At 68.9% G+C, this 20,106-nt stretch carries 21 protein-coding genes; 14 read left to right on the forward strand and 7 right to left on the reverse strand.

Features of this window, described 5'->3' with window-relative positions:
* Nucleotides 1-391: 391 nt before the first annotated feature.
* The 4 genes from ACW17V_RS01520 to ygfZ all read right to left on the reverse strand — a co-directional run bounded on the left by ACW17V_RS01520 (nt 392) and on the right by ygfZ (nt 2,494).
* A complete protein-coding gene (locus ACW17V_RS01520; RefSeq protein WP_492107143.1) occupies nt 392-718 on the reverse strand; it encodes a type II toxin-antitoxin system RelE/ParE family toxin in 327 nt (108 codons plus the stop codon).
* Entirely contained in the window at nt 715-948 is a 234-nt protein-coding gene (locus ACW17V_RS01525) for a ribbon-helix-helix domain-containing protein (protein ID WP_492107144.1), read from the reverse strand. The genes ACW17V_RS01520 and ACW17V_RS01525 overlap by 4 nt, the downstream gene beginning before the upstream one ends.
* 37 nt (nt 949-985) lie before the next feature.
* Nucleotides 986-1,576 (reverse strand): DNA-3-methyladenine glycosylase I, encoded by a 591-nt coding sequence (locus ACW17V_RS01530; protein WP_492107145.1) that lies wholly within the window; start codon nt 1,574-1,576, stop codon nt 986-988.
* A gap of 108 nt (nt 1,577-1,684) precedes the next feature.
* Nucleotides 1,685-2,494 carry a CAF17-like 4Fe-4S cluster assembly/insertion protein YgfZ gene (gene ygfZ, locus ACW17V_RS01535; protein WP_492108716.1) on the reverse strand — a complete coding sequence of 270 codons (810 nt, stop codon included), beginning with the start codon at nt 2,492-2,494 and terminating at the stop codon, nt 1,685-1,687.
* A gap of 109 nt (nt 2,495-2,603) precedes the next feature.
* Here ygfZ and ACW17V_RS01540 point away from each other — a divergent pair, with 109 nt between their 5' ends.
* Nucleotides 2,604-3,746, forward strand: coding sequence for a glycosyltransferase family 9 protein (locus ACW17V_RS01540; protein WP_492107146.1), 1,143 nt, complete (start codon nt 2,604-2,606; stop codon nt 3,744-3,746).
* Nucleotides 3,747-3,811: 65 nt separating this feature from the next.
* Nucleotides 3,812-5,146, forward strand: a complete 1,335-nt coding sequence (locus ACW17V_RS01545) for a dihydroorotase (RefSeq protein WP_492107147.1) — start codon at nt 3,812-3,814, stop codon at nt 5,144-5,146.
* On the opposite strand, the gene ACW17V_RS01550 is transcribed toward ACW17V_RS01545, so the two are convergent.
* Nucleotides 5,143-6,612 carry a T6SS phospholipase effector Tle1-like catalytic domain-containing protein gene (locus ACW17V_RS01550; protein WP_492107148.1) on the reverse strand — a complete coding sequence of 490 codons (1,470 nt, stop codon included), beginning with the start codon at nt 6,610-6,612 and terminating at the stop codon, nt 5,143-5,145. The two genes, ACW17V_RS01545 and ACW17V_RS01550, sit on opposite strands and share 4 nt — an antisense overlap.
* A 180-nt stretch (nt 6,613-6,792) precedes the next feature.
* On the opposite strand from ACW17V_RS01550, the gene ACW17V_RS01555 reads away from it, so the two are divergent.
* The 3 genes from ACW17V_RS01555 to ACW17V_RS01565 are packed head-to-tail and all read left to right on the forward strand — an operon-like array spanning nt 6,793 to nt 10,204.
* On the forward strand, nt 6,793-7,137 hold the full coding sequence (locus ACW17V_RS01555) for a YciI family protein (protein WP_492107149.1): 345 nt from the start codon (nt 6,793-6,795) through the stop codon (nt 7,135-7,137).
* 5 nt (nt 7,138-7,142) lie between these two features.
* Nucleotides 7,143-8,375 carry an RNA polymerase sigma factor gene (locus ACW17V_RS01560; protein WP_492107150.1) on the forward strand — a complete coding sequence of 411 codons (1,233 nt, stop codon included), beginning with the start codon at nt 7,143-7,145 and terminating at the stop codon, nt 8,373-8,375.
* Between the two features lie 32 nt (nt 8,376-8,407).
* Nucleotides 8,408-10,204 (forward strand): feruloyl-CoA synthase, encoded by a 1,797-nt coding sequence (locus ACW17V_RS01565; RefSeq protein ID WP_492107151.1) that lies wholly within the window; start codon nt 8,408-8,410, stop codon nt 10,202-10,204.
* A 121-nt stretch (nt 10,205-10,325) separates the two neighbouring features.
* Here ACW17V_RS01565 and ACW17V_RS01570 read toward each other — a convergent pair whose 3' ends face one another.
* The gene (locus tag ACW17V_RS01570) at nt 10,326-11,015 is read right to left on the reverse strand and encodes a lysoplasmalogenase (protein ID WP_492107152.1); all 690 of its coding nucleotides are present in this window, start codon (nt 11,013-11,015) and stop codon (nt 10,326-10,328) included.
* Between the two features lie 138 nt (nt 11,016-11,153).
* Between ACW17V_RS01570 and ACW17V_RS01575 the strand changes: the two genes are divergently transcribed.
* Nucleotides 11,154-12,695, forward strand: a complete 1,542-nt coding sequence (locus tag ACW17V_RS01575) for an acetolactate synthase large subunit (protein ID WP_492107153.1) — start codon at nt 11,154-11,156, stop codon at nt 12,693-12,695.
* Between the two features lie 6 nt (nt 12,696-12,701).
* Entirely contained in the window at nt 12,702-13,379 is a 678-nt protein-coding gene (locus ACW17V_RS01580) for a nitroreductase family protein (protein ID WP_492107154.1), read from the forward strand.
* An 82-nt stretch (nt 13,380-13,461) separates the two neighbouring features.
* Here ACW17V_RS01580 and ACW17V_RS01585 read toward each other — a convergent pair whose 3' ends face one another.
* The gene (locus tag ACW17V_RS01585) at nt 13,462-14,805 is read right to left on the reverse strand and encodes a hypothetical protein (protein WP_492107155.1); all 1,344 of its coding nucleotides are present in this window, start codon (nt 14,803-14,805) and stop codon (nt 13,462-13,464) included.
* 108 nt (nt 14,806-14,913) lie between these two features.
* Here ACW17V_RS01585 and ACW17V_RS01590 point away from each other — a divergent pair, with 108 nt between their 5' ends.
* Genes ACW17V_RS01590 through ACW17V_RS01620 form a run of 7 tightly spaced genes read left to right on the forward strand, consistent with a single transcriptional unit; the run spans nt 14,914 to nt 20,061 of the window.
* Nucleotides 14,914-16,005 carry an MBL fold metallo-hydrolase gene (locus tag ACW17V_RS01590; RefSeq protein ID WP_492107156.1) on the forward strand — a complete coding sequence of 364 codons (1,092 nt, stop codon included), beginning with the start codon at nt 14,914-14,916 and terminating at the stop codon, nt 16,003-16,005.
* A 31-nt stretch (nt 16,006-16,036) separates the two neighbouring features.
* A complete protein-coding gene (locus ACW17V_RS01595) occupies nt 16,037-16,480 on the forward strand; it encodes a MarR family winged helix-turn-helix transcriptional regulator (protein WP_492107157.1) in 444 nt (147 codons plus the stop codon).
* Nucleotides 16,481-16,488: 8 nt separating this feature from the next.
* Nucleotides 16,489-17,259 carry an enoyl-CoA hydratase gene (locus tag ACW17V_RS01600; RefSeq protein WP_492108717.1) on the forward strand — a complete coding sequence of 257 codons (771 nt, stop codon included), beginning with the start codon at nt 16,489-16,491 and terminating at the stop codon, nt 17,257-17,259.
* Nucleotides 17,260-17,263: 4 nt separating this feature from the next.
* Nucleotides 17,264-17,680, forward strand: a complete 417-nt coding sequence (locus ACW17V_RS01605) for a DUF3995 domain-containing protein (RefSeq protein ID WP_492107158.1) — start codon at nt 17,264-17,266, stop codon at nt 17,678-17,680.
* 37 nt (nt 17,681-17,717) lie between these two features.
* Nucleotides 17,718-18,689, forward strand: a complete 972-nt coding sequence (locus ACW17V_RS01610; protein ID WP_492107159.1) for an SDR family NAD(P)-dependent oxidoreductase — start codon at nt 17,718-17,720, stop codon at nt 18,687-18,689.
* Nucleotides 18,689-19,207, forward strand: a complete 519-nt coding sequence (locus tag ACW17V_RS01615) for a hypothetical protein (RefSeq protein ID WP_492107160.1) — start codon at nt 18,689-18,691, stop codon at nt 19,205-19,207. Before ACW17V_RS01610 ends, ACW17V_RS01615 begins: the two co-directional genes overlap by 1 nt.
* Nucleotides 19,204-20,061, forward strand: coding sequence for an SDR family oxidoreductase (locus ACW17V_RS01620; protein ID WP_492107161.1), 858 nt, complete (start codon nt 19,204-19,206; stop codon nt 20,059-20,061). The genes ACW17V_RS01615 and ACW17V_RS01620 overlap by 4 nt, the downstream gene beginning before the upstream one ends.
* Nucleotides 20,062-20,106: the final 45 nt, after the last annotated feature.

The raw sequence follows: 20,106 nt of genomic DNA on the forward strand, positions 1-20,106 counted from the left end.
TCCACCATGGGTTTGGGGGAGGGCTGGGGTGGGCCCGGCTTCGACCCCAAGCGGACATGATCGTCGCTTTAGTTCAGCGCCTCTATGCCGCTCGCGAGGGTTAAAAGAGCGACCACGCCAAGCAGGAACATCACCGCAATATATCCAACTGGGTTTTCTCGGCGACGGATGAACCTGATTCTAGTGGGGGATCCACCGAACAAGACCGAACCGGTCACAAGTCCAACAAGCCAGAGTACTCCAAACACGGCGGAGGGGGCGAAAGACAACATGCGGCTAAGTCCCGAAATCTGTGCTTCAATTATAGCTAAACGAGGGTCTGACAACCACCCTCAGCAGACATCACGACCAGATAACTTGAATCGCATCAGGCAAACTATCGACGCTCGGCTCAGGCACCTTCCTCGCTCAGCCAAGCCGGAATGTCGTTGGCCCCGTGCAGCACCCGCCAGACATCGATGTAGTCTTCGCGCGGCATGTAGAACACGACATATGGATAGCCTCGCAAAGGCCAGCTTCGCAGGCCCGGCAGGTCAAGCTCGTGAGCATAGCGGCCTGATCCCGCGCCAAGGCGCTCGCTGATCAGTCGATAGGCGCGTTCGAGCGCATCAATGAAACCCAGCGCCACCTTCTGGCCCGCTACGCCGAGATAGAAATCGAGCGCATCGTTGACGTCCTGCTCGGCCTGCGCCCGTGGGACGACGCTCCTGGCCGTCACGAGCGGCTGAGCACGCGCGCCCTGAGCGCGTCGAAATAGTCCGCGTCGGCCTTGGCGCCCGGCGCGGAAGCCGCGCCGTCCAGCAGCAGGTTGCGCAGACGCTGACGATCCTGATCCTTGCGGATCAGCTCGCGCACATACTCGCTGCTGGTCCCGTAGCCGCGACCAGACACCTGTTCATCGACAAAAATCTTGAGAGCTTCCGGCAGCGAGATGTTCATCGTCGTCATGCTCCGAGAATGGCGCTCTTGGCAAAAATTGGCAAGACTACCGCCCCATCGCCCGGCATTCCTCATGCCGGAAACACGTCGTCAGGTGGTCATTGACCAGCCCCGTCGCCTGCATGAACGCGTACACGATCACCGGTCCGCAGAACTTGAAGCCCTTGGCCTTCAGCGCCTTGGCCATTTCGTCGCCCAGGGGCGTGCGGGCGGGGACGCCGGTTTCCGCCGTCCAGACGCCCTGCACCGGCACGCCGCCGACCATGCCCCAGAGCAGGTCGCTGAGATCCTCGCCGCGCTCGCGCATGTCGAGATAGATGCGCGCCCCGGCGATGGCGGCGTCGATCTTGGCGTTGGAGCGGATGATGCCGGCATCGCTCATCAGGCGCGCGCGGTCGGCCTCGCCAAAGCGCGCGACGATCTCGGGGTCGAAATCGGCGAAGGCGGCGCGGAAGGCGTCGCGCTTGCGCAGGATGGTGATCCACGACAGGCCGGCCTGGAAGCCGTCCAGCACCAGCTTCTCCCAAAGGGCGCGGGAGTCGTACTCCGGCACGCCCCATTCGGTGTCGTGATAGGCCTCATAGACGGGGTCGCCCGCCATGCCCTTCCAGGTGGTGCAGCGTATCAGCTCGGTCATGCGGTTGAGCTTGGCGCAAGCGCGCGGTGATTTCCAGAACTTTTCGTGAACGCGACGGATCGGCGGGGGCGGTCCCGGCGCTTCGCCCGACCGCTACGGCCGCTGCCGCTAGGTTTCAGGCCACCAGGCAGGGGGGGCGACCGTCACCGGTCGTCCCTCGACCGTCAGCCCGCCCGCCTCGATCCGGTCCAGCCGCAGGGCGGCCATGGCGCGGCCGTCGCGGCCTGACAGCACCTCGCCGGCGCGAAGCTCGCCCGCCAGGATCTCGGCGCCGAAGGCCGGCGGCGGGCCGTCGAACGTGATCGGGGCCATGCGGGTCTTGATCGTCCCGCGCCGCTTCATGCGGCTGGTGGTTTCCTGGCCGACGAAACAGCCCTTCTTGAAGTCGATGCCGTTCAGCAGGTCGAAATTGGCCTCGATGGGATAGGTCTTGTCGCTGAGCCAGTCGGCGGGACCTGGGACGCCCAGGGCCAGGCGGTGGGCGTCATAGGCGTCTTCATCCGCGTTCGGATCGACCGCGAGGCCATAGGCGCGGGCGCCGAGCTGCGGCAGGCGCGGGTCGCGGTAAAGGCCTTCATCGGCCTTCTGGGTCTCGTCGGCCGGGAAGACGGCGGTGACGGTCAGATCGCTGGCCGTGATCTCGACCTTGGCCCGCAGGCGATACATCGTCAGGCGCTGGATGATCGCCTCGCGGTGCCGGGCGGCCACGTCCAGCAGGGCGCCGCCTTGCGTTCCGGCGATGAACAGGTCGTACAGCAGCCGGCCCTGCGGGGTGAGGATGGCGCCCAGCCGCAGCTCGCCGACGGCCAGGGTCTCGACATCCTGGGTGATCAGGCCCTGCAGGAAGGATCGCCAGTCGGGACCGCTGACGGCGATCACGGCGCGGGAGGTGAGGGGGGCGAGGCTGGGCGTGGTCATGGCCCAGATGTGGCGCCGCTGCGACGCCGGCGCCACCCCTGACTCATTTGGAAAGCTGAGCCGTTATAGCAGGATGCGCCATCCGGCCGTTGGCCCTATACATGCGCCGATGACACAGCGGGCCTTCCCGATTCTCTTCATCACCGCCACGCGGATCGGCGACGCCGTGCTGTCGTCCGGCCTGATCCGCATGCTGGCGGACGAAATTCCGGGCGCCCGCTTCACGATCGTCGCCGGCCCCCTGGCCGCGCCGCTGTTTGCCCATGTGCCGGGTCTGGACCGGGTGATCGTCATGGAAAAGGGCAAGGGCAAGGGCCACTGGTTCAAGCTGTGGAACCAGGTGCGCCACAGGAAGTGGAGCCTGATCGTCGACCTGCGCGGCAGCGGCACGGCCCTTTTCCTGCGCCGCGACAAGCGGGCGATCTGGAAGAAGGTCCCCGGCGAGGTCGTCCACAAGGTGATCGACGCGGCCCGGGTGCTGAAGCTGGAAGGCGCGCCGCCGGCTCCGCATCTCTACATCACCCCCGAGGTCCAGGCCCTGGCCGACCAGATGCTGGCCCCCCGGAAAGGCGAAATCGCCGGACCCCTGCTGGCCATGGGCCCCGCCGCCAACTGGGTGGGCAAGGTCTGGCCGATCGAGCGCTTCGCCCAGACGGCCGGCCAGCTGCTGGGCCCCGACGGCCCGATGGCCGGCGGTCGCCTGCTGATCCTGGGCGGCCCCGAGGACACCCGCATGGTCGAGGAGTTGCGGATGGCCTCTGCGCGCGGCCGCTGCGTGGACCTGACCGGCAAGGTCGATCTGCTGACCGCCTATGCCTGCCTGAAGCGCGCCGACCTGTTCATCGGCAATGACAGCGGCCTGATGCACATCGCCGCCGCCGCCGGCGCGCCGACCATTGGCCTGTTTGGCCCCTCGGACGAGCGTCGCTACGCCCCCTGGGGGCCCCTGACCCGCGCCGTGCGGGGCCCGCGCGAGTTCGAGCAGTTCCTGGCCGTGGATCCGGACCTCTCCCAGGCCATCCGCCACATGAGCGACCTGCCGGTGGCCAAGGTGGTCAAGGCGGCCAAGAGCCTGCTGCTCGAGGCCAAAGCGGCGCGAGAGGCGCCTGTCGCGGTCGAGGCCCCGCCCGAGGCGGTCGAAGCGGACGCCGCGCCCGAGGCTTTCGAGCCGGAGATCATCCTGCCCGCCGCGCGTCCGGTGGAGACCGAGGTCGAGGACGCCGAGCCGCAAGCCCGGCCTGAACAAAGTTAGTTGATCGCGGAAGGTCGCGGTCATAGACCGCGTCACAGCCCAAACGCCCTCATCGGAGCCGCCCCATGACCCAGACCTTCGACCTGATCGTGCGTGGCGGCGAGGTGGTCAACCACGCGGGACGCGGCTTTACCGACATCGGCGTGCGAGGCGGCAAGATCGTCGCCATCGGCGACCTGTCGCAGGCCAGCGCCGGCGAGGTGTTCGACGCCACCGGCCTGACCGTCCTGCCGGGCGTGATCGACAGCCAGGTCCACTTCCGCGAGCCGGGACTGGAGTGGAAGGAAGATCTGGAAAGCGGCTCGCGCGGCGCGGCCCTGGGCGGCGTGGTCGCTGTGTTCGAGATGCCCAACACCGAGCCGACCACCACCGATCCCGACGCCCTGGCCGACAAGCTCTCGCGCGCCAAGAACCGCATGCACACCGACCACGCCTTCTATGTCGGCGGCACCCACGAGAACGCGACCTTCCTGGGCGAGCTGGAGCGCCTGCCCGGCTGCTGCGGCATCAAGGTGTTCATGGGCGCCTCGACGGGCAGCCTGCTGGTGCAGGACGACGAGGGCGTCGAGAACGTGCTGCGGCATGTGAACCGCCGCGCCGCCTTCCACTCCGAGGACGAATACCGCCTGGCCGACCGCCGCCATCTGGCCCGCCCCGGCGACTGGACCAGCCACCCCGAGGTGCGCGACGCCCAGGCCGCCCTGCAGTCAACCCACCGGCTGGTGCGCATCGCCAAGTCGCTGGGCAAGCGCATCCACGTGCTGCACGTGACCACCAAGGAAGAGATCGACTTCCTGGCCCAGAACAAGGACGTCGCCTCCGTCGAGGTCACGCCCCAGCACCTGACCCTGGTGGCGCCGGAAGCCTATGAGCGGCTGAAGGGCTTTGCCCAGATGAACCCGCCGATCCGCTCGGCCGACCATGTGGCCGGCGTCTGGCGCGGCATCGAGACCGGCATCGCCGATGTGCTCGGTTCCGACCACGCCCCCCACACCCGCGAAGAAAAGGCCCGGCCCTATCCGGCCTCGCCCTCGGGCATGCCGGGCGTCCAGACCCTGGTGCCGATCATGCTGACCCATGTGGTCGACGGCCGTCTGTCGCTGGAGCGCTTCGTCGACCTGACCAGCCACGGCGTCAACCGTGTGTTCGGCCTGGCCGACAAGGGTCGCATCGCCGAGGGCTTCGACGCCGACTTCACCATCGTCGACATGAAGGCCAAGCGCGTCATTACCCACGACTGGATGGCCACCCGCTCTGGCTGGACCCCCTTCGACGGCTTCGAAGCCAAGGCCTGGCCGATGGCGACCATCGTGCGGGGCATCGTGGTGATGCGCGACGACGAGATCGTGGCCGAGGGTCGCGGCGAGCCGGTGCGCTTCCTGGAGACGCTGGCGGGTTAGGGCTTCGAGGCGGCGAACACGTGCTGAAGCCAACGGCCTACACTATCCAGCACGGCCTGAAGTCCTATCGCCGCGTCCTGGGTGACCGGCCAGGGGATCAGGCTCAGCAGGTCGATCGCCAGCAGGGTAGCGAGCCACACGACCACCACGGTGGCCAGCGCCATGGCTAGCAGCAATAGCAGCCGGAACGGCGGACCAATGAACAGCTCGACCTTGCGATGCAGGGGCGTGACCAGCCGATGGGCGTGGGGTTCGAATACCTTGGGTCCGTAGTCCGGCAAGGCTTTCCAGCGTTCCCGGGCCGAGTCGTGGATCTCCTGGTCGGTGATCGTGAAGGCGCGGGCGCGATAGCCGCCGATCAGGCCCAGAAAGTCGCAGGCCCAGGCTGGCTTGCTGCTTCCCGCCGTCTTGCCCACCCGCCAGTCCGCCGTCGCCAAGGCGGCGTTGCGGGCGACGCCCAGGTCCTTACCCCGATCCGTCACCGGGTGGTCGTGCAGCGCCAGTCCGGCCTTCATCGCGCCGTCCGCCACCCAGAGTAGGGCCGCGCTGGAGAGACCCAGCTGGGGGTTGCCGCCGCCGACCGAGCCATGGTCGCCGGGAAACCACTTCTGCTGATAGGGGCGCCTGTCTTCGGCGGCCACCGGCGAGCCTTCGACCGGCACGACGGGCCCGCCGTCGGCCAGGGCCTTGGTCGCCGCGTCGATATTGAGCTGGCGGATATTGGCGAAGGGCGTGGCGCCGAAGACGCGGCGATCCTCGTCGGCGGCGATGGCGTGCCGAAGGCTCTCGATCAGGCTGGAGGCGTTGGTGTCGTGGAAGCGATACCGGCGGTTCAGGCCGCTGAGCCAGAAGAAGCGGTCGGGAACCCCCATCGAGCCTACGGTGTCCCAAAGGCCCACATATTTGATGCCGATGAGGCCGCGCTTGTTCTCCTGCTTGCTCTTGGCGGGATTGAAGTCCTCCGAGCCCGTGGCTTCATCGGGATAGCCGTAGCGCCGCCGGAATTCCTGGCATTCGGGACCCGACGGGTGAAGCGTGCGGTCGCGATACAGACGGATCGCTTCGGGGATCCTGTCGAGACATTCGCGCCGGAGAATTCCGCATTTCCGGATGAGGCCGCACAGGCTGCGGGCCGTGTAGGCTCCGCGACTGAAGCCGAAGACATAGATCTCGTCGTCCAGCGGTCGGTAGTTGAGGACGATGAAGCGGTAGGCCTCTTCGATCTTGCGATCGAGGCCGGCGCCGAAGGCCCCGCCGAGGATGCTTTCCAACCGGTCGTTGGTGCGGCTGACCCCCGTCGTCACCCCCACGCCTTCGTCATAGAAGACGATCTGCGGCACGGCAGGCTTGCCATCCTGCGGGTCGGATTGCTGTTTTACCGACCGCGCCAGCCGGGCGACATTGGTCAGCTCCGGCATGCGCAAGCCGTTCCAGGTGCCGTCGCAAAATATCGCCAGCTTGACCATCGCCGCCCCCCGCCGCAACCTGGGGGAAAATCAACCACAAATAATCGCCAGGGTAAACGACGGCGTTTCCGGCAAGGCGCGCTCTCGACATTTTCGCCGCCGCCCTGTCGAATCCTGCCGACCTCGCGCGTCTGTGCCCTGAAGGCGGCGCGGCGTGCGCTCGTCTGCTGGGAGACCGTCATGAAGTACATGCTGCTGATCTATGAGAACGAGATCCACTACGCCGGCGAGGCAGGCGAAAAGCTGCTCACGGACATCATCGCCGGACACCACGCCTTCACCGAAGAGCTGATCGCCTCGGGCATCGACTGGAGCGGCTCGGAACTGGCCCCGACCTTCACCGCCGCCACCGTGGCCAAGGACGGCGTGGTCCATGACGGGCCGTTCGCCGAGACCCACGAGCAGCTGGGCGGCTACTACATGGTCGATGTGGCCGACCGCGAGGCGGCCGTCGGCTGGGCGCGCAAGATCCCGCTGTCGCCCGGCGGCAAGGTCGAGGTCCGGCCGACCGGACCGAACTGCTAGACGGCGTGTCCGGATCGGGGCGCCTCGAACAGGTCGCGCGCGAGAGCGGCGGGCGGATCATCGCCTATCTGGCCGCCGGCTTCCGCGATCTGGACCTGGCCGAAGAGGCCTTCGCCGAGGCCTGCGCCCGGGCCGTTACGGCGTGGGCGCAGGCCGAGCCGCGCGATCCGGCCGCCTGGCTCTACGCCACCGCCCGGCGTCACGCCCTGGACATGATCCGTAGGCGAACGGTTCGCGAGAGGCTGGCGCCTGACCCGCCCGCGCCCCAGCGCTCGGCCGAAGACATGCTGGCGTCCGATGACGCCCTGATCCCCGACGAGCGGCTGAAGCTGATCTTTGTCTGTTGCCATCCGGCCGTGGCGCCCGAAGCCCGCGCCGCCCTGACCCTGCGGCTGGTCTGCGGGTTGAGCGTACAGGAGATCGCCCGGGCCTTCCTGGTGTCGGAGCCGGCCCTGTTCCAGCGCCTGACCCGCGCCAAGAAGAAGATCGCCCAGGCCGGTGTCGCCTTCGAGGTGCCCGGTCCGGAAGCCTGGCCCGAACGGCTGTCGGCCGTGCTCTCGACCCTGGAAGTGGCCTATGCGCGGGCCCACGGCGACGCGGCCGGGGCGGGGCCTCACGCCGGCTACGCCCGCGAGATGCTGGACCTGACGGCGGTGCTGGTCGAGCTCCTGCCGGACGAACCCGAATGCCTGGGGCTGGCGGCCCTCGTCCGCTACGCCGAGGCGCGGCGCCCAGCCCGTCTGGACGAGACCGGCGCCATGGCGCCCCTGTCGGAGCAGGACCCGACCCTGTGGCGCAGGCCCCTGATCGTCGAGGCCGAGCGCCTGCTGCGCCGCGCCGCTGATCTGGACCGTCCCGGCCCCCGCCAGCTTCAGGCGGCGATCCATGCCGTCTGGTGCGGCCGCAAGAGCCTGGCCGAGCCGCCGCGCTGGGCCGCCGTGCTGCGCCTCTATGACGCCCTGCTGGTCTGGCGCGACGATGCGGTGGTGCGGCTGAACCGGGCCGTCGCCTTGGCCGAGGTGGCCGGTCCTGCGGCGGCCCTGGCCCAGGTCGAGGGGCTGGATCCGGCCGGGCTGACGGCGTTTGGGCCCTTCCATGCCGTCCGCGCCGACCTGCTGGCCCGGCTGGGCCGGCCCGGCGCGGCGCGCGAGGCCTATGACAGCGCCCTTGCGCTGGATCCGGGTCCCGCCGAGCGTCTGTGGCTGCAGCGTCGCCGCACCGCGCTCGCAACGGATTGAACAACCGTATGAGGCGCGGGATAACAGCGCCCATGGACGGATCATCTCCCGCTACGGCCCCCTTTCGCGACGCCCGCTATGCGCCGCGCGCCCTTGAGTTCGAACAGCGCGGCGACACGCTGATCCTGCGCAATCCCATGCCCTATTCCGAGGCTGTCCAGACCGTGACCGCGCCCCTGGCCCGCTGGTCCGTCGAAGCGCCCGACCGGGTCTGGCTGGCGGAGCGGGCCAATGGGGGCGGGGGCGAGGGCTGGCGGACCGTGACCTATGCCGACGCCAGGACGAAGATCGAAGCCCTGGCCGGCGGGTTGAAGGCGCTGGGCCTGGGTCCGGGCAAGCCGCTGCTGATCCTGGCCCGCAACACCATCGACCACGCCCTGATCGGCTATGCCGCCATGAGCCTGGGCGCGCCGATCTCGCCGGTGTCGCCGCAGTACGGTCTGGCGGGCGCGGACCTGTCGCGGCTGGCTTTTGCCGTCGAGCGGCTGAAGCCGGCCGCGGTCTATGCCGACGACGCCGTGGCCTTCGCGGGCGCGCTGGAGGCGCCGTTCCTGGCGGGGTTGCCGGTGATCGCCAGTCTCAATCCGGCTGGCCACCACATCCCGTTCGCCGATCTGCTGGACGCCCCGCCGGTGGCGCCGCTCTGCCAGCCGTCCGACGTGGCCAAGCTGCTGCTGACCTCCGGCTCGACCGGCAAGCCGAAAGCCGTGGTCTGCACCCACGCCAATATCGCGCTGAACGCCGCCCAGATCGAAGCCTGCTACGCCGATCCCGAGCCGCCGGTGCTGGTCAATTCCGCGCCGTGGAGCCACAGCCTGGGGGCCAACGCCATCCTGCACATGGTGCTGCACCGGGGCGGCACGCTGTATATCGACGCCGGCCAACCCACGCCCGCGCGCTTCGCCGAGACGATCCGCAATCTGCGCGAGGTCTCGCCGACCTATCACAACATGGTCCCGGCCGGCTGGGGCCTGCTGGTGGGCGAGCTGGAGCGTGATGCGGCCCTGGCGGCGAAGTTCTTCGAGAAGGTCCGGGTGCTGCAATATGGCGGGGCCTCGATGGCCCAGTCGATCCTCGACCGCATCCAGTCCGTGGCGGTGCGCACCATCGGCGAGCGGGTGACCTTCGCGGCCGGCTATGGCGCGACCGAGACCGGCCCCACGGCCTGCAACATCCACTGGCTGAACGCCCGCTCGGGCATGGTCGGCCTGCCCACGCCCGGCACCGGGGTGAAACTGGTTCCGGCCGGCGACAAGTTCGAGATCCGCGTGAAAGGCCCCCAGGTCTCGCCTGGCTATCTGGATCAGCCCGAAGCCACCCGCGACGCCTTCGACGAAGACGGCTTCTACCGCCTGGGCGACGCGGCGCGGCTGGCCGATCCGGAAGACCCGGCGGCGGGCCTCGTCTTCGACGGCCGGCTGGTCGAGAACTTCAAGCTGGCCAGCGGCACGTTCGTGGCGGCCGGCGCCCTGCGGGTGGCGGCGGTGTCGGCCATCGGCGGGGTGGTCTCCGACGCCCTGGTCTGCGGCGAGGGACGCGACGGGGTGGGGCTGATGCTGTTCGTCGATCCCACCGCCGCCGCGCGGCTGGGTGACGCCTCGGCGGTGCGATCCGCGATCATTGAGGGGCTCACGCGCCTGAACGCCACGGCCAAGGGCGGCGGCAAGGTGGCCCGCGCCCTGATCCTGGACGGCGCGCCGGACGCCGCCTCGGGCGAGCTGACCGACAAGGGCTATATCAACCAGGCCCTGGCCCGGGACCGCCGTCCCGCCGAGCTGGAGCGGTTGTTCGCCGAGGCGCCGGATGACGGGGTGATGGTGTTTCGCTGAACCCATAAAATGCCGCTCTCCCCGGCGACCCGAAGGGCGGCGAAGCCAACGCCGGGGCCCAGATCGAACCCAGAGCGTCTAGCGTTTTAACGAGGCCGTTGAGCGCGTCATCCCCAAAGGCTCAGGCTGAATCTGGGCCCCGGCCTTCGCCGGGGAGAGCGGAGTGTTGGTTCAGCCCCTGAACCACCCCCACGCAGATCAGCAGCTGCCCGAAATAATACAGCCCCCACACGCCCAGCCCGGTCAGGAAATTGTCCGGCAGCGGCCCCGACCGCGCGAAGATCAGCAGGTCGGAGACCACGAACATCACCGCCCCGATCCCAACGCGAAAGCGATGAAAGCGGCTGGTCCAGGCTGTGGCCGCCATCAGCGACAGGCCTAGGGCGTAGAACGCCACGCCCGGCGCGCCGGCCCGGTCGGCGGGCAGAAGGAAGGCGATGGTGACGGTGGCCGGGACCAGCACGATGGCCAGGGCCAGCTGGCTGCGTGACAGGGCCGCGCGCCGGTTGCGCCAATAGAGGCCGATGGCGACAAGGTGTCCGGCCAGAAAGGCGATGGCGCCCACGGTCAGCCCGGCCGCGCCCAGCAGCACGTCGCCCAGCGCGCCGAACGCCATCACCGCGACCAGCAGCCAGCCGTCCAGATCCCGCGCCTTCAGGGCCGCATAGACGGCCAGCAGGCTGACGCCCAGGCCCTTCCAGGTCAGCTCGGCGGCCTTGGGCAGGTCCAGGTTCCAGGCGGCGACATAGCTGACCCCGGCGATGACCGAGGCGATCAGAACCCAACGGGCCAGGGTGTTGGTTTGCGTCATGGCTTTCTCCCCCGCCGGCTCGTTCTTCGACGAGGCTTCGGCGGGTCCAGACTGCTTCAGCTTGTACAGACAACGCAACCACCGTTGGCGCGCCGCCCGAAATGTTGGATGGAAGGGGCGCACGGTACGGAGAAGACCATGAACGGCGCGGACGCCCTGATCACCACCTTGGCCGACAACGGCGTCACCGCCTGTTTCGCCAATCCCGGCACCAGCGAGATGCAGTTCGTCGCGGCCCTGGACCGCGAGCCGCGCATGCGCTCGATCCTGTGCCTGTTCGAGGGCGTGGCGACCGGCGCCGCCGACGGCTATGGTCGCATGACCGGCAAGCCCGCCTGCACCCTGCTGCACCTGGGTCCCGGCTACGCCAATGGCGCGGCCAATCTGCACAATGCGCGGCGGGCCTATACGCCCGTGGTCAATGTGATCGGCGACCACGCCACCGATCACCGCCAGTATGATGCGCCGCTCAATTCCGACATCGCCGCCCTGGCCGCGCCCAACTCGATCTGGGTCAAGTCGGCCGAGTCCGCCGATCAGGTCGGCGCCCTGGCCGCCGAGGCCGTAGCCGCCAGCTTCGGCGCGCCGGGCGGCAACGCCTGCCTGATCCTGCCGGCCGACAGCGCCTGGAACGAGACCAACGCCGCCGGGCCGGTGATCGAGACGCCGCGTCCGGCCGCGCCCGACGCCTCGTCCGTGGCCGCCGTGGCCGCCGCGATCCGGGCGGCGGACAAGCCAACCATCCTGCTGGGCTCCAGCGCCTGTGGCGAGGCGGGCATCGCCGCCGCCGGCCGCCTGGCCGCCGTGGGCGTCCGTGTGCTGACCGACACCTTCACCGCCCGCCAGTCGCGCGGCGAGGGGCGCTTCCGGCCCGACAAGATGATGTATTTCGGCGAGCAGGCGCTGAAGGACCTGACCGGTGTTGATCTGATCGTCCTGGCCGGGACCAGCCAGCCAGTGGCCTTCTTCGCCTATCCTGACCGGCCCAGCGTGCTGGTTCCCGAGGGCTGTGACCTGCAGACCCTGTGCGGTCGCGAGGTCGACGCGCCGGCCGCCCTGAACGCCCTGGCCGATGCGCTGGGCGCGCCCGCCGTGGGGACGGTCGAGGCCTATACCGAGCCGGCCGCGCCCGGACCCAAGTTCGACGCCTGGGCCATGGGGGCCTCGATCGCCCGGCACATGCCTAAGGGCGGGATCATCTCGGACGATGCGGTGACCGCCGGCCTGCCGATCTTCACCCAGACCCGCAACGCCCGGGCTCATGACTGGCTGAGCCTGACCGGCGGCGCGATCGGCCAGGGCATTCCGGTGGCCATCGGCGCGGCCGTGGCCTGTCCCGACCGCAAGGTGCTGAGCCTCAATGGCGACGGCGCCGGCATGTACACGGTGCAGGGCCTGTGGACGATCGCCCGCGAGAAGCTGGACGTCACCGTGGTGATCTTCGCCAACGGCGCCTATCGCATCCTGGGCATCGAGATGGGCCGCACTGGCGGCGGCGAGCCGGGGCCCAAGGCCTCGCGGCTGCTGGACCTGGGCGATCCGAAGATCGACTGGGTGGCGCTGGCCGGCGGCCTGGGCATGCCCGCCGAGCGCGTCGAGACGGCCGAGGCCTTCGATGCGGCCATGGCGCGGGCGATGACGACGCCGGGGCCGCATTTCATCGAAGCGGCGATGCGATAGTCGATCATGACTGCTGAGCCTTCCCACCTGCCCCTGCCGGACCGCTGGGACCTGACCGACCAGCAGATGCTGGATCGCGCGGACGCGGCCCTTGCCCGTCTGCGTCGCCGCCATACCGTCCGCGACTTCAGCGACCGCCCCGTGCCGCGGGCGGTGGTCGAGCGTTGCATCGCGGCGGCGGCCACCGCGCCCAGCGGGGCCAACCAGCAGCCCTGGCGCTTCGTGCTGATCGGTCCGGGCCCGCTGCGCGCGGCGCTTCGCGAGGCGGCCGAGGCCGAGGAGCGGGAATTCTACGCGGGCCGGGCGGGCGAGGCCTGGCTCGGCGCCCTGGCGCCGCTGGGCACCGACGCCGACAAGCCCTTCCTCGAGACGGCCCCCTGGCTGATCGCCATATTCGGCCAGCGGCATGGCGTCGACGCCGGCGGCGGCAAGATCAAGCACTACTACGTGCCCGAATCGGTGGGCATCGCGACGGGCTTCCTGATCGCGGCGCTGAACGAGGCGGGCCTGGCGACCTTGACCCACACGCCCAGCCCCATGGGCTTCCTCAATACCGCCCTGGGACGGCCGGAGCACGAAAAGCCCTACATCCTGCTGGTGGTGGGCCACCCTGCGGAGGGCGCGACCGTGCCGGCGCACGCCAAGCTCAAGCTGCCCCTGGACGAGGTGATGAGCCTTCGCTGAGGCGGCGCCGGCATCGCCGGACCACAAAAAAGCCCGCCGGGATCGCTCCCGGCGGGCTTGCTGTTTCAGGCTTGCGGCCTGATCAGCCCTTCTTGGTGGCGTTGGTCGGCAGCTTGCAGCCGCCGCCGATGCCCTTGGCCTGTGAGCAGGAGAGGATCTCCTTGGACTTCGGCGCGGGCGTGTTGATCGGATAGCTCATCACCCAGCCGGGCAGACCGTCCGAGCAGGCGACTTCGAAATAGCCTTCCGTCTCGTTGCGGCCGACCAGGCGGACGCCGGAGACTTCGCACGAACCCTTGCCATAGGCCTTCAGATCGGCCGACAGGCGCGGGAATAGCGTGTCCTGCTTGGAGAAGCTGCAGCGATAGCCGTTCATCTCGGCGAACAGGCAGTCATAGATCACCGCCGGACCGGTCGAGAAGATCGCGATCGCACCGTCCGGACGGTTCTTGCACTTCAGCTCGACGATTTCCTTCTTGGGGTCGGCGCTGGGCAGCATGCCGTACTTTTCGACATCGCAGTTGAAGCCGCCCTTGGTGGACAGCTTGCTGTAGAGGCCGGCCTGTTCGGTCTGGGCCGCGACCGAATCGGTCAGGGTGCAGCCGCCGCCGACGAAGGCGGCCTGGGCGCAGTCGATGGTGCGGGCCAGAGCCCCGCCGGCCGCCGTCTGCTGCAGCATGTAGCCCTTGCCGTCGGCGCAGGCGACTTCGAAGTAGTTGTCGGTCTTGGTGCTGAGGACGTAGCGCTTGTCCTTGACCTGGCAGGTCTTGCCCGACGCGGCGGTCAGGGTGTCGACGATGGCCAGCTGGGCGGCCTTGTCGGTCAGCTTGCAGCTGACATTGGCGCCGTCTTCGTACAGCAGGCAGCTGCTGGCGACGACTTCGTCGGCCACGTTGGCGGGGGCGCTGGTCTGCAGGACGTAGCCAGTGCCGCCTTTACAGGCGATTTCGAAGTACGACTTCTTGGCGCCCGAGCCGATGGCGCGGGCGTTTTCGATGTCGCAGGCCACGGCGGCCTTGGTCACGAACGGCTTCAGGCCAGCCTTGGGGTCGGCGTTGCCCGGCAGCAGGCAGGCCAGGGCGCTGGGATTGCCGTCGGCGGCCGGAGCATTGGCTTCCAGGCAGGTAAACACCTGCGGCGGGGTGTCCTTCTTGGCGATCAGCGCGAAGCCGATGCTGTCCTGGCAGGCCACCTCGTAATAGGTGCTGGCGGTTTTCTTGTCCGCGCCGATCAGGCGGGCGTCGGTGACGGTGCAGCCGGTATTGACGGCCTGCATGAGCGCGGGGGCGTCCTTCATGCCCGCTTCACGCGCCTTGGCGTCAATCTTTGGCTTGTCCTTGCTCTCTTTCGGCGCCGAAATGACGGCGGCCGGCACGAGCGCACCGAGCGCGAGGGCGGCAACCAAGCCGATCGCGAATGGCCTCATGGGAAACATCTCCTGGGTGGATTCCTCGCGCGGACATAAGCGCGCCCTTGCGTTGGGGGTCAAGATGTCCTCCCACGTGAGCGAAAACATGGCGGGAAGGGACGAGACATGCGCGACGGACTGGAAGACGATGCGACCGAACCGCGCAGGCCCAAGTTGGTCTATCCGTTCGAGACCGCGCCGGAGCAGGGATCGGGCCAGGCTGTCGAGGTCGCGCCGGGCGTCCTGTGGCTGCGACAGCCCCTGGGCGGGTCGCTGCAGTTCATCAATGTCTGGGCCATAGCCGACGGCGAGGGCTGGGCGATCGTGGACACGGGCGTCCAGACCAAGGAGACCAGCCAGGCCTGGCGCGCCGCCTTCGCCGACGCCCTGGGCGGCAAGCCGATCACCCGGGTGATCGTCACTCACCTGCATCCCGATCATATCGGCCTGGCCGGCTGGATCGTGCGCAAGTTCGACTGCCGGCTGTGGATGACGCGGCTGGAATATTTCCAGTGCCGGATGCTGGTGGCCGACACCGGCCGCGAGGCGCCCGAGGACGGGGTGCGGTTCTTCAAGGCCGCCGGCTGGGACGAGGACGCCATCGAAAACTACAAGGCCCGCTTCGGCGGCTTCGGAAAGGCGATCTACGCCCTGCCCGACAGCTATCGCCGGCTTTCGGATGGCGAGGATTTCGACATCGGCGGCAAGACCTGGCGCGTCGTGACGGGGCAGGGCCATTCGCCCGACCACGCTTGTCTGTGGTGCCCGGAGCTGGACGTGCTGATCAGTGGCGACCAGGTGCTGCCGCGCATCTCGTCCAATGTCTCGGTGTTTCCGACCGAGCCCGAGGCCGATCCCTTGAGCGACTGGCTTCGCTCGCTGGCCAAGGTCAAGGCGGTGGTTCCCGACAGCGTGCTGGTGTTGCCGGCCCACAATGATCCGTTCCATGGCCTGCATGCGCGGATAGACAACCTGATCGCCGGGCATGAGCGGGGGCTGGCGCGGCTGGAAAAGAAGCTGGCCGAACCCCGGCGGGCGGTCGACACCTTCGGGGCCCTGTTCGCCCGTCCCATCGGTCCCGACCTTCTGGGCATGGCCACCGGCGAGGCCCTGGCTCACCTGAACTGCCTGATCGGCCGGGGCGTGGTGACGCGGCGGACCGACGCCGAGGGGGTGGCCTGGTACGGCGCTGTCGAAAGGGTCGAAACAACCGTTTGATATTTCGCGCGCGAAGTATTAGCGTCGTCTCATGCCCGTGCCGCCCGATCGCCGTCTCGTCTTCCTGCTCAACGCCGGCAACCGGCGCGTTCAGCGCTGGATCGAGGCGGCGATGGCGGCCAAGGGCGGGCTGACGGCGGCCCATTCGGGCGTGCTGTTCTTTCTGGGCCAGCGCGACGGCGCCCTGATCGGCGAGGCGGCCGAGGCCCTGGACCTGGCCCCCTCGGCCATGACCGGCCTGATCGACCGCATGACCAGGGTGGATCTGGTCGAGCGTCGCTCCGACCCCGCCGACGGCCGCGCCATGCGGCTGTATCTGACCGACAAGGGCCGCGCGGCGCGCGAATACGCCAAGGGCGGCCTCGACAGCATCAACGCCAACCTGACCGCGGGCTTCTCGGATGACGAGATCGCCGTGGTCGCCCGCTGGCTGATGAGCCTGCAAACCAAGTTCCCCAAAGGAGACGCCGCATGACCGAGCATGTGCCCGATCACGTGAAAGTTGCGATCGACGCCGGTGTGATGACCATCACCCTGGCGCGTCCGGAAAAGAAGAACGCCCTGTCCAACGCCATGTACGGCGTGCTGGCCGACAGCCTGGAGCAGGCCGAGACCGATCCCGCCGTGCGGGTGGTGGTGTTCCAGGCCGATGGCGACGCCTTCACCGCCGGCAACGACCTGGCCGACTTCACCGCCCAGGCCACCGGCGCCTTCAGCGGCGAGCGGCATGTGGGACGGTTCCTGAAGGCCCTGGCCAACGCCACCCGGCCGCTGGTCGCTGCCGTGCATGGCCAGGCCGTCGGCGTGGGCACGACCATGCTGCTGCACTGTGACCTGGTGTTCACCAGCCCCGACGCCCGCCTGACCACGCCCTTCGTCAACCTGGCCCTGGTGCCGGAAGCCGCCTCCAGCTGGCTGCTGCCGGCCCGCATCGGCCACGCTCGCGCCTATGCGATGTTCGCGCTGGGCGAAGCGGTGGACGGCACGACCGCCGCCGCTTGGGGCCTGTCGAACGCGGTGGTTCCGCTGGACGAGCTTCGCGCCCGGGCCCGCGCCTCGGCCGACCAGCTGGCCAAACGTCCGCTGGGGGCCCTGACCACCACCAAGCGCCTGATGCGCGACGCCGAGAAGATCGCCGCCCTGATGGACACCGAAGGCGCCCTGTTCGCCGAGCGCCTGCAGACCGCCGAAGCCCGCGAGGCCTTCATGGCCTTCGCCGAGCGGCGGCCGGCCGACTTCAGCAAGGTGGCCTGACGCCGTGCTGTTGGCCGTGATCCTGGCGGCGACTCTGTTCGCCCTGGCCGGCGTCCATCTTTACTGGGCGTTCGGCGGCCGCTGGCCGGGTCATGATGAGGCCTCGCTGGTCGAGCATGTCGTGGGCCGCACGGCCGGCATGCGCGCGCCAGGACCTCTGGCCAGCGCCGCCGTCGCGGCCGCCCTGGCGGGAGGCGGCCTGCTGGCCCTCGCCGCGCTGGCTCCGCCGTCGCCGCTGAGTTTCTGGCTGTGGCTCGCGCGATGGCCGTTATTCGCCGTCTTCGCCCTGCGGGGTCTGGCGACCTATGCGCCGCCGGTCTTCCGCTACGCCGAGGGCACGCCCTTCGCCCGCCTCAACCGCCGCGCCTATGGTCCGCTGTGTCTGGCGATCGCCCTGGGGCTGCTGGCCCTGCAATTGTAGCGTTCCGAACACCAAAAAATCATCGGGAGAGAACGACATGGCCGACCGTATCACCTCGGGCTTCAGCCCCTATAACCCGGCCCGCGACGTGGTCGCCGGCCATGACCTGACCGGCAAGGTCGCCATCGTCACCGGCGCCGCCACCGGCATCGGCGTCGAGACCGCCCGCGCCCTGGCCGAGGCCGGCGCCGAGGTGATCATCGCCGTCCGCAAGCCGGATCTGGCCGAAGCCGCCGTCGCCGAGATCAACAAGACCGCCAAAGGTCCCAAGGCGTCGTGGTCGATGCTGGACCTGTCCAGCTTCAAGTCGATCCGCGCCTTCGCCGAGCGCTGGGGCGACCGGCCGCTGAACATCCTGATCAACAACGCCGCCGTCATGGCCTGCCCTCTGGCCTATACCGAGGACGGGCTGGAGATGCAGATCGGCACCAACCACTTTGGCCACTTCCTGCTGTCGGTGCTGCTGGCCCCGAACCTGATCGCCGGCGCGAAACAGTCGGGCAAGACCTCGCGGCTGGTGTCGCTGTCGTCGATCGGCCACCGCCGCTCGGGCGTCAATTTCGACGATCCGCACTACAGGACCCGCGCCTACGACAAGTGGGAAAGCTACGGCCAGGCCAAGAGCGCCAATGCGCTGTTCGCGGTCGGCTTCAACAAGCGCTTCAAGGACCAGGGCGTCACCGCCAACGCGGTGATGCCCGGCGGGATCATGACCCCGCTGCAGCGCCACCTGCCGATCGAGGAGCAGATCGCCCTGGGCTGGATCGATGAGCACGGCAAGGTTCGCGACGGCTTCAAGACGACGGAAGAGGGCGCCTCGACCAGCGTCTGGGCCGCCGTGGGCGACGAGCTGGAAGGTGTCGGCGGGCTCTATCTGGAAGACCTGGCTCAGGCCGAGCCCTGGACCAAGGAAAAGCCCTGGGCCGGCGTCCTTCCCCACGCCCTCGACCCCGAGGCGGCCGAGCGCCTGTGGGCGCTGTCGGTGGAAACGACGGGGGCCGGGGCCTGATGGAGCGCCGCTCCGTTCTGCGGCTGGCCGCTGTCGCCACCCTGGTCGGGGCGGCCATCGATATCGCCGCGCCGTTCGTGATCTATCCGCGCCTCGTCGAGCCCTGGCCGCATCTGGTCTATGTGCTGATTGACCTGCTGCTGGTCTGCGGGATGCTGGGCGTTCGATCCGTGAGCGGACGGTCGACCGGGCCTCTCGCCCTGACCGGCTTCATCCTGGCGCTGCTGGGCGTGATGCTGGTGCGGACCTCGTCGGCCAGCATCTTCGGCGAGGCGTCCTACATGATCGCCTCCAGCGTCTGGTCGATCGGCATGGTCCTCTGGAGCGTGGATCTGCTGCGCGCCCGGGGGCCGTTCCGCATCGCCGCCGGCCTGTGGATCGCCGCCCTCGTCATCGGCCTTGCGGGTCTGGCCCTGAAGGATCACGGTCCCGTCGCGCACGTGGCCAAGATGAGCTTCATCCTTGGCTTCGTCGCCGCCGCCGTCGATCTGCTCAAAGCCCGTGGAGAACCCCAATGAGTCTCAAGAACAAGACCCTGTTCGTCACCGGGGCCTCGCGCGGCATCGGCCTGGCCATCGCCCTGCGCGCCGCCCGCGACGGCGCCAATATCGTCATCGCCGCCAAGACCGCCGAGGCCCATCCCAAGCTGCCGGGCACGATCTATTCGGCCGCCGCCGAGATCGAGGCCGCAGGCGGCAAGGCCCTGCCGCTGATCGTCGACGTGCGCGAGGAAGCTTCCGTCTATGAGGCCGTCGAAAAGGCTGTCGCCACGTTCGGCGGCATCGACATCTGCGTCAACAACGCCTCGGCCATCTCGATCACCGGCACCCTGTCGACCGAGATGAAGCGCTACGACCTGATGCACCAGGTCAACGGGCGGGGCACGTTCCTGACCTCGAAGGCCTGTATCCCGCACCTGAAGAAGGCCGAGAATCCGCACGTCCTGATGCTGTCGCCGCCGCTGGACATGAAGCCCCGCTGGTTCGCGCCGCACGTCGCCTATTCGATGGCCAAGTACAATATGAGCTTGTGCGTGCTGGGCATGGCGCAGGAGTTCGCGTCCGACGGCATCGCCTTCAACGCCCTGTGGCCGCGCACCGGCATCGCCACCGCCGCCATCCAGTTCGCCCTGACCGGCGAGGAAGGCCTGCGTCACTGCCGCACGCCGGAGATCATGGCCGACGCCGCTCACGCGATCTTCGGCAAGCCGTCGCGGGAGTTCTCGGGCAATTTCCTGATCGACGACAGCTTCCTGTACGCGCAGGGCGTCACCGACTTCACCCCCTACGCCGTCGACCCGACCGCCACCCTGATGCCGGACTTCTTCGTGCCGGAGGACAGCGTCCCGCCGCCTGGGGTGAAGATCGGCTAGCCTGAATCGGGCCTTTGCCGCAGGAAGAGGGGCCCCGCACAGAGA

The sequence above is a fragment of the Caulobacter sp. FV2ye17ST genome, from assembly GCF_058680955.1.

Coding starts and splice junctions, on each gene's coding strand:
- ACW17V_RS01525 (WP_492107144.1), bottom strand. CDS start 948: ATGACGACGATGAACATCTCGCTGCCGGAAGCTCTCAAGATTTTTGTC.
- ACW17V_RS01530 (WP_492107145.1), bottom strand. CDS start 1,576: ATGACCGAGCTGATACGCTGCACCACCTGGAAGGGCATGGCGGGCGAC.
- ygfZ (WP_492108716.1), bottom strand. CDS start 2,494: ATGACCACGCCCAGCCTCGCCCCCCTCACCTCCCGCGCCGTGATCGCC.
- ACW17V_RS01540 (WP_492107146.1), top strand. CDS start 2,604: ATGACACAGCGGGCCTTCCCGATTCTCTTCATCACCGCCACGCGGATC.
- ACW17V_RS01545 (WP_492107147.1), top strand. CDS start 3,812: ATGACCCAGACCTTCGACCTGATCGTGCGTGGCGGCGAGGTGGTCAAC.
- ACW17V_RS01550 (WP_492107148.1), bottom strand. CDS start 6,612: ATGGTCAAGCTGGCGATATTTTGCGACGGCACCTGGAACGGCTTGCGC.
- ACW17V_RS01555 (WP_492107149.1), top strand. CDS start 6,793: ATGAAGTACATGCTGCTGATCTATGAGAACGAGATCCACTACGCCGGC.
- ACW17V_RS01565 (WP_492107151.1), top strand. CDS start 8,408: ATGGACGGATCATCTCCCGCTACGGCCCCCTTTCGCGACGCCCGCTAT.
- ACW17V_RS01570 (WP_492107152.1), bottom strand. CDS start 11,015: ATGACGCAAACCAACACCCTGGCCCGTTGGGTTCTGATCGCCTCGGTC.
- ACW17V_RS01575 (WP_492107153.1), top strand. CDS start 11,154: ATGAACGGCGCGGACGCCCTGATCACCACCTTGGCCGACAACGGCGTC.
- ACW17V_RS01580 (WP_492107154.1), top strand. CDS start 12,702: ATGACTGCTGAGCCTTCCCACCTGCCCCTGCCGGACCGCTGGGACCTG.
- ACW17V_RS01585 (WP_492107155.1), bottom strand. CDS start 14,805: ATGAGGCCATTCGCGATCGGCTTGGTTGCCGCCCTCGCGCTCGGTGCG.
- ACW17V_RS01590 (WP_492107156.1), top strand. CDS start 14,914: ATGCGCGACGGACTGGAAGACGATGCGACCGAACCGCGCAGGCCCAAG.
- ACW17V_RS01595 (WP_492107157.1), top strand. CDS start 16,037: ATGCCCGTGCCGCCCGATCGCCGTCTCGTCTTCCTGCTCAACGCCGGC.
- ACW17V_RS01610 (WP_492107159.1), top strand. CDS start 17,718: ATGGCCGACCGTATCACCTCGGGCTTCAGCCCCTATAACCCGGCCCGC.
- ACW17V_RS01615 (WP_492107160.1), top strand. CDS start 18,689: ATGGAGCGCCGCTCCGTTCTGCGGCTGGCCGCTGTCGCCACCCTGGTC.
- ACW17V_RS01620 (WP_492107161.1), top strand. CDS start 19,204: ATGAGTCTCAAGAACAAGACCCTGTTCGTCACCGGGGCCTCGCGCGGC.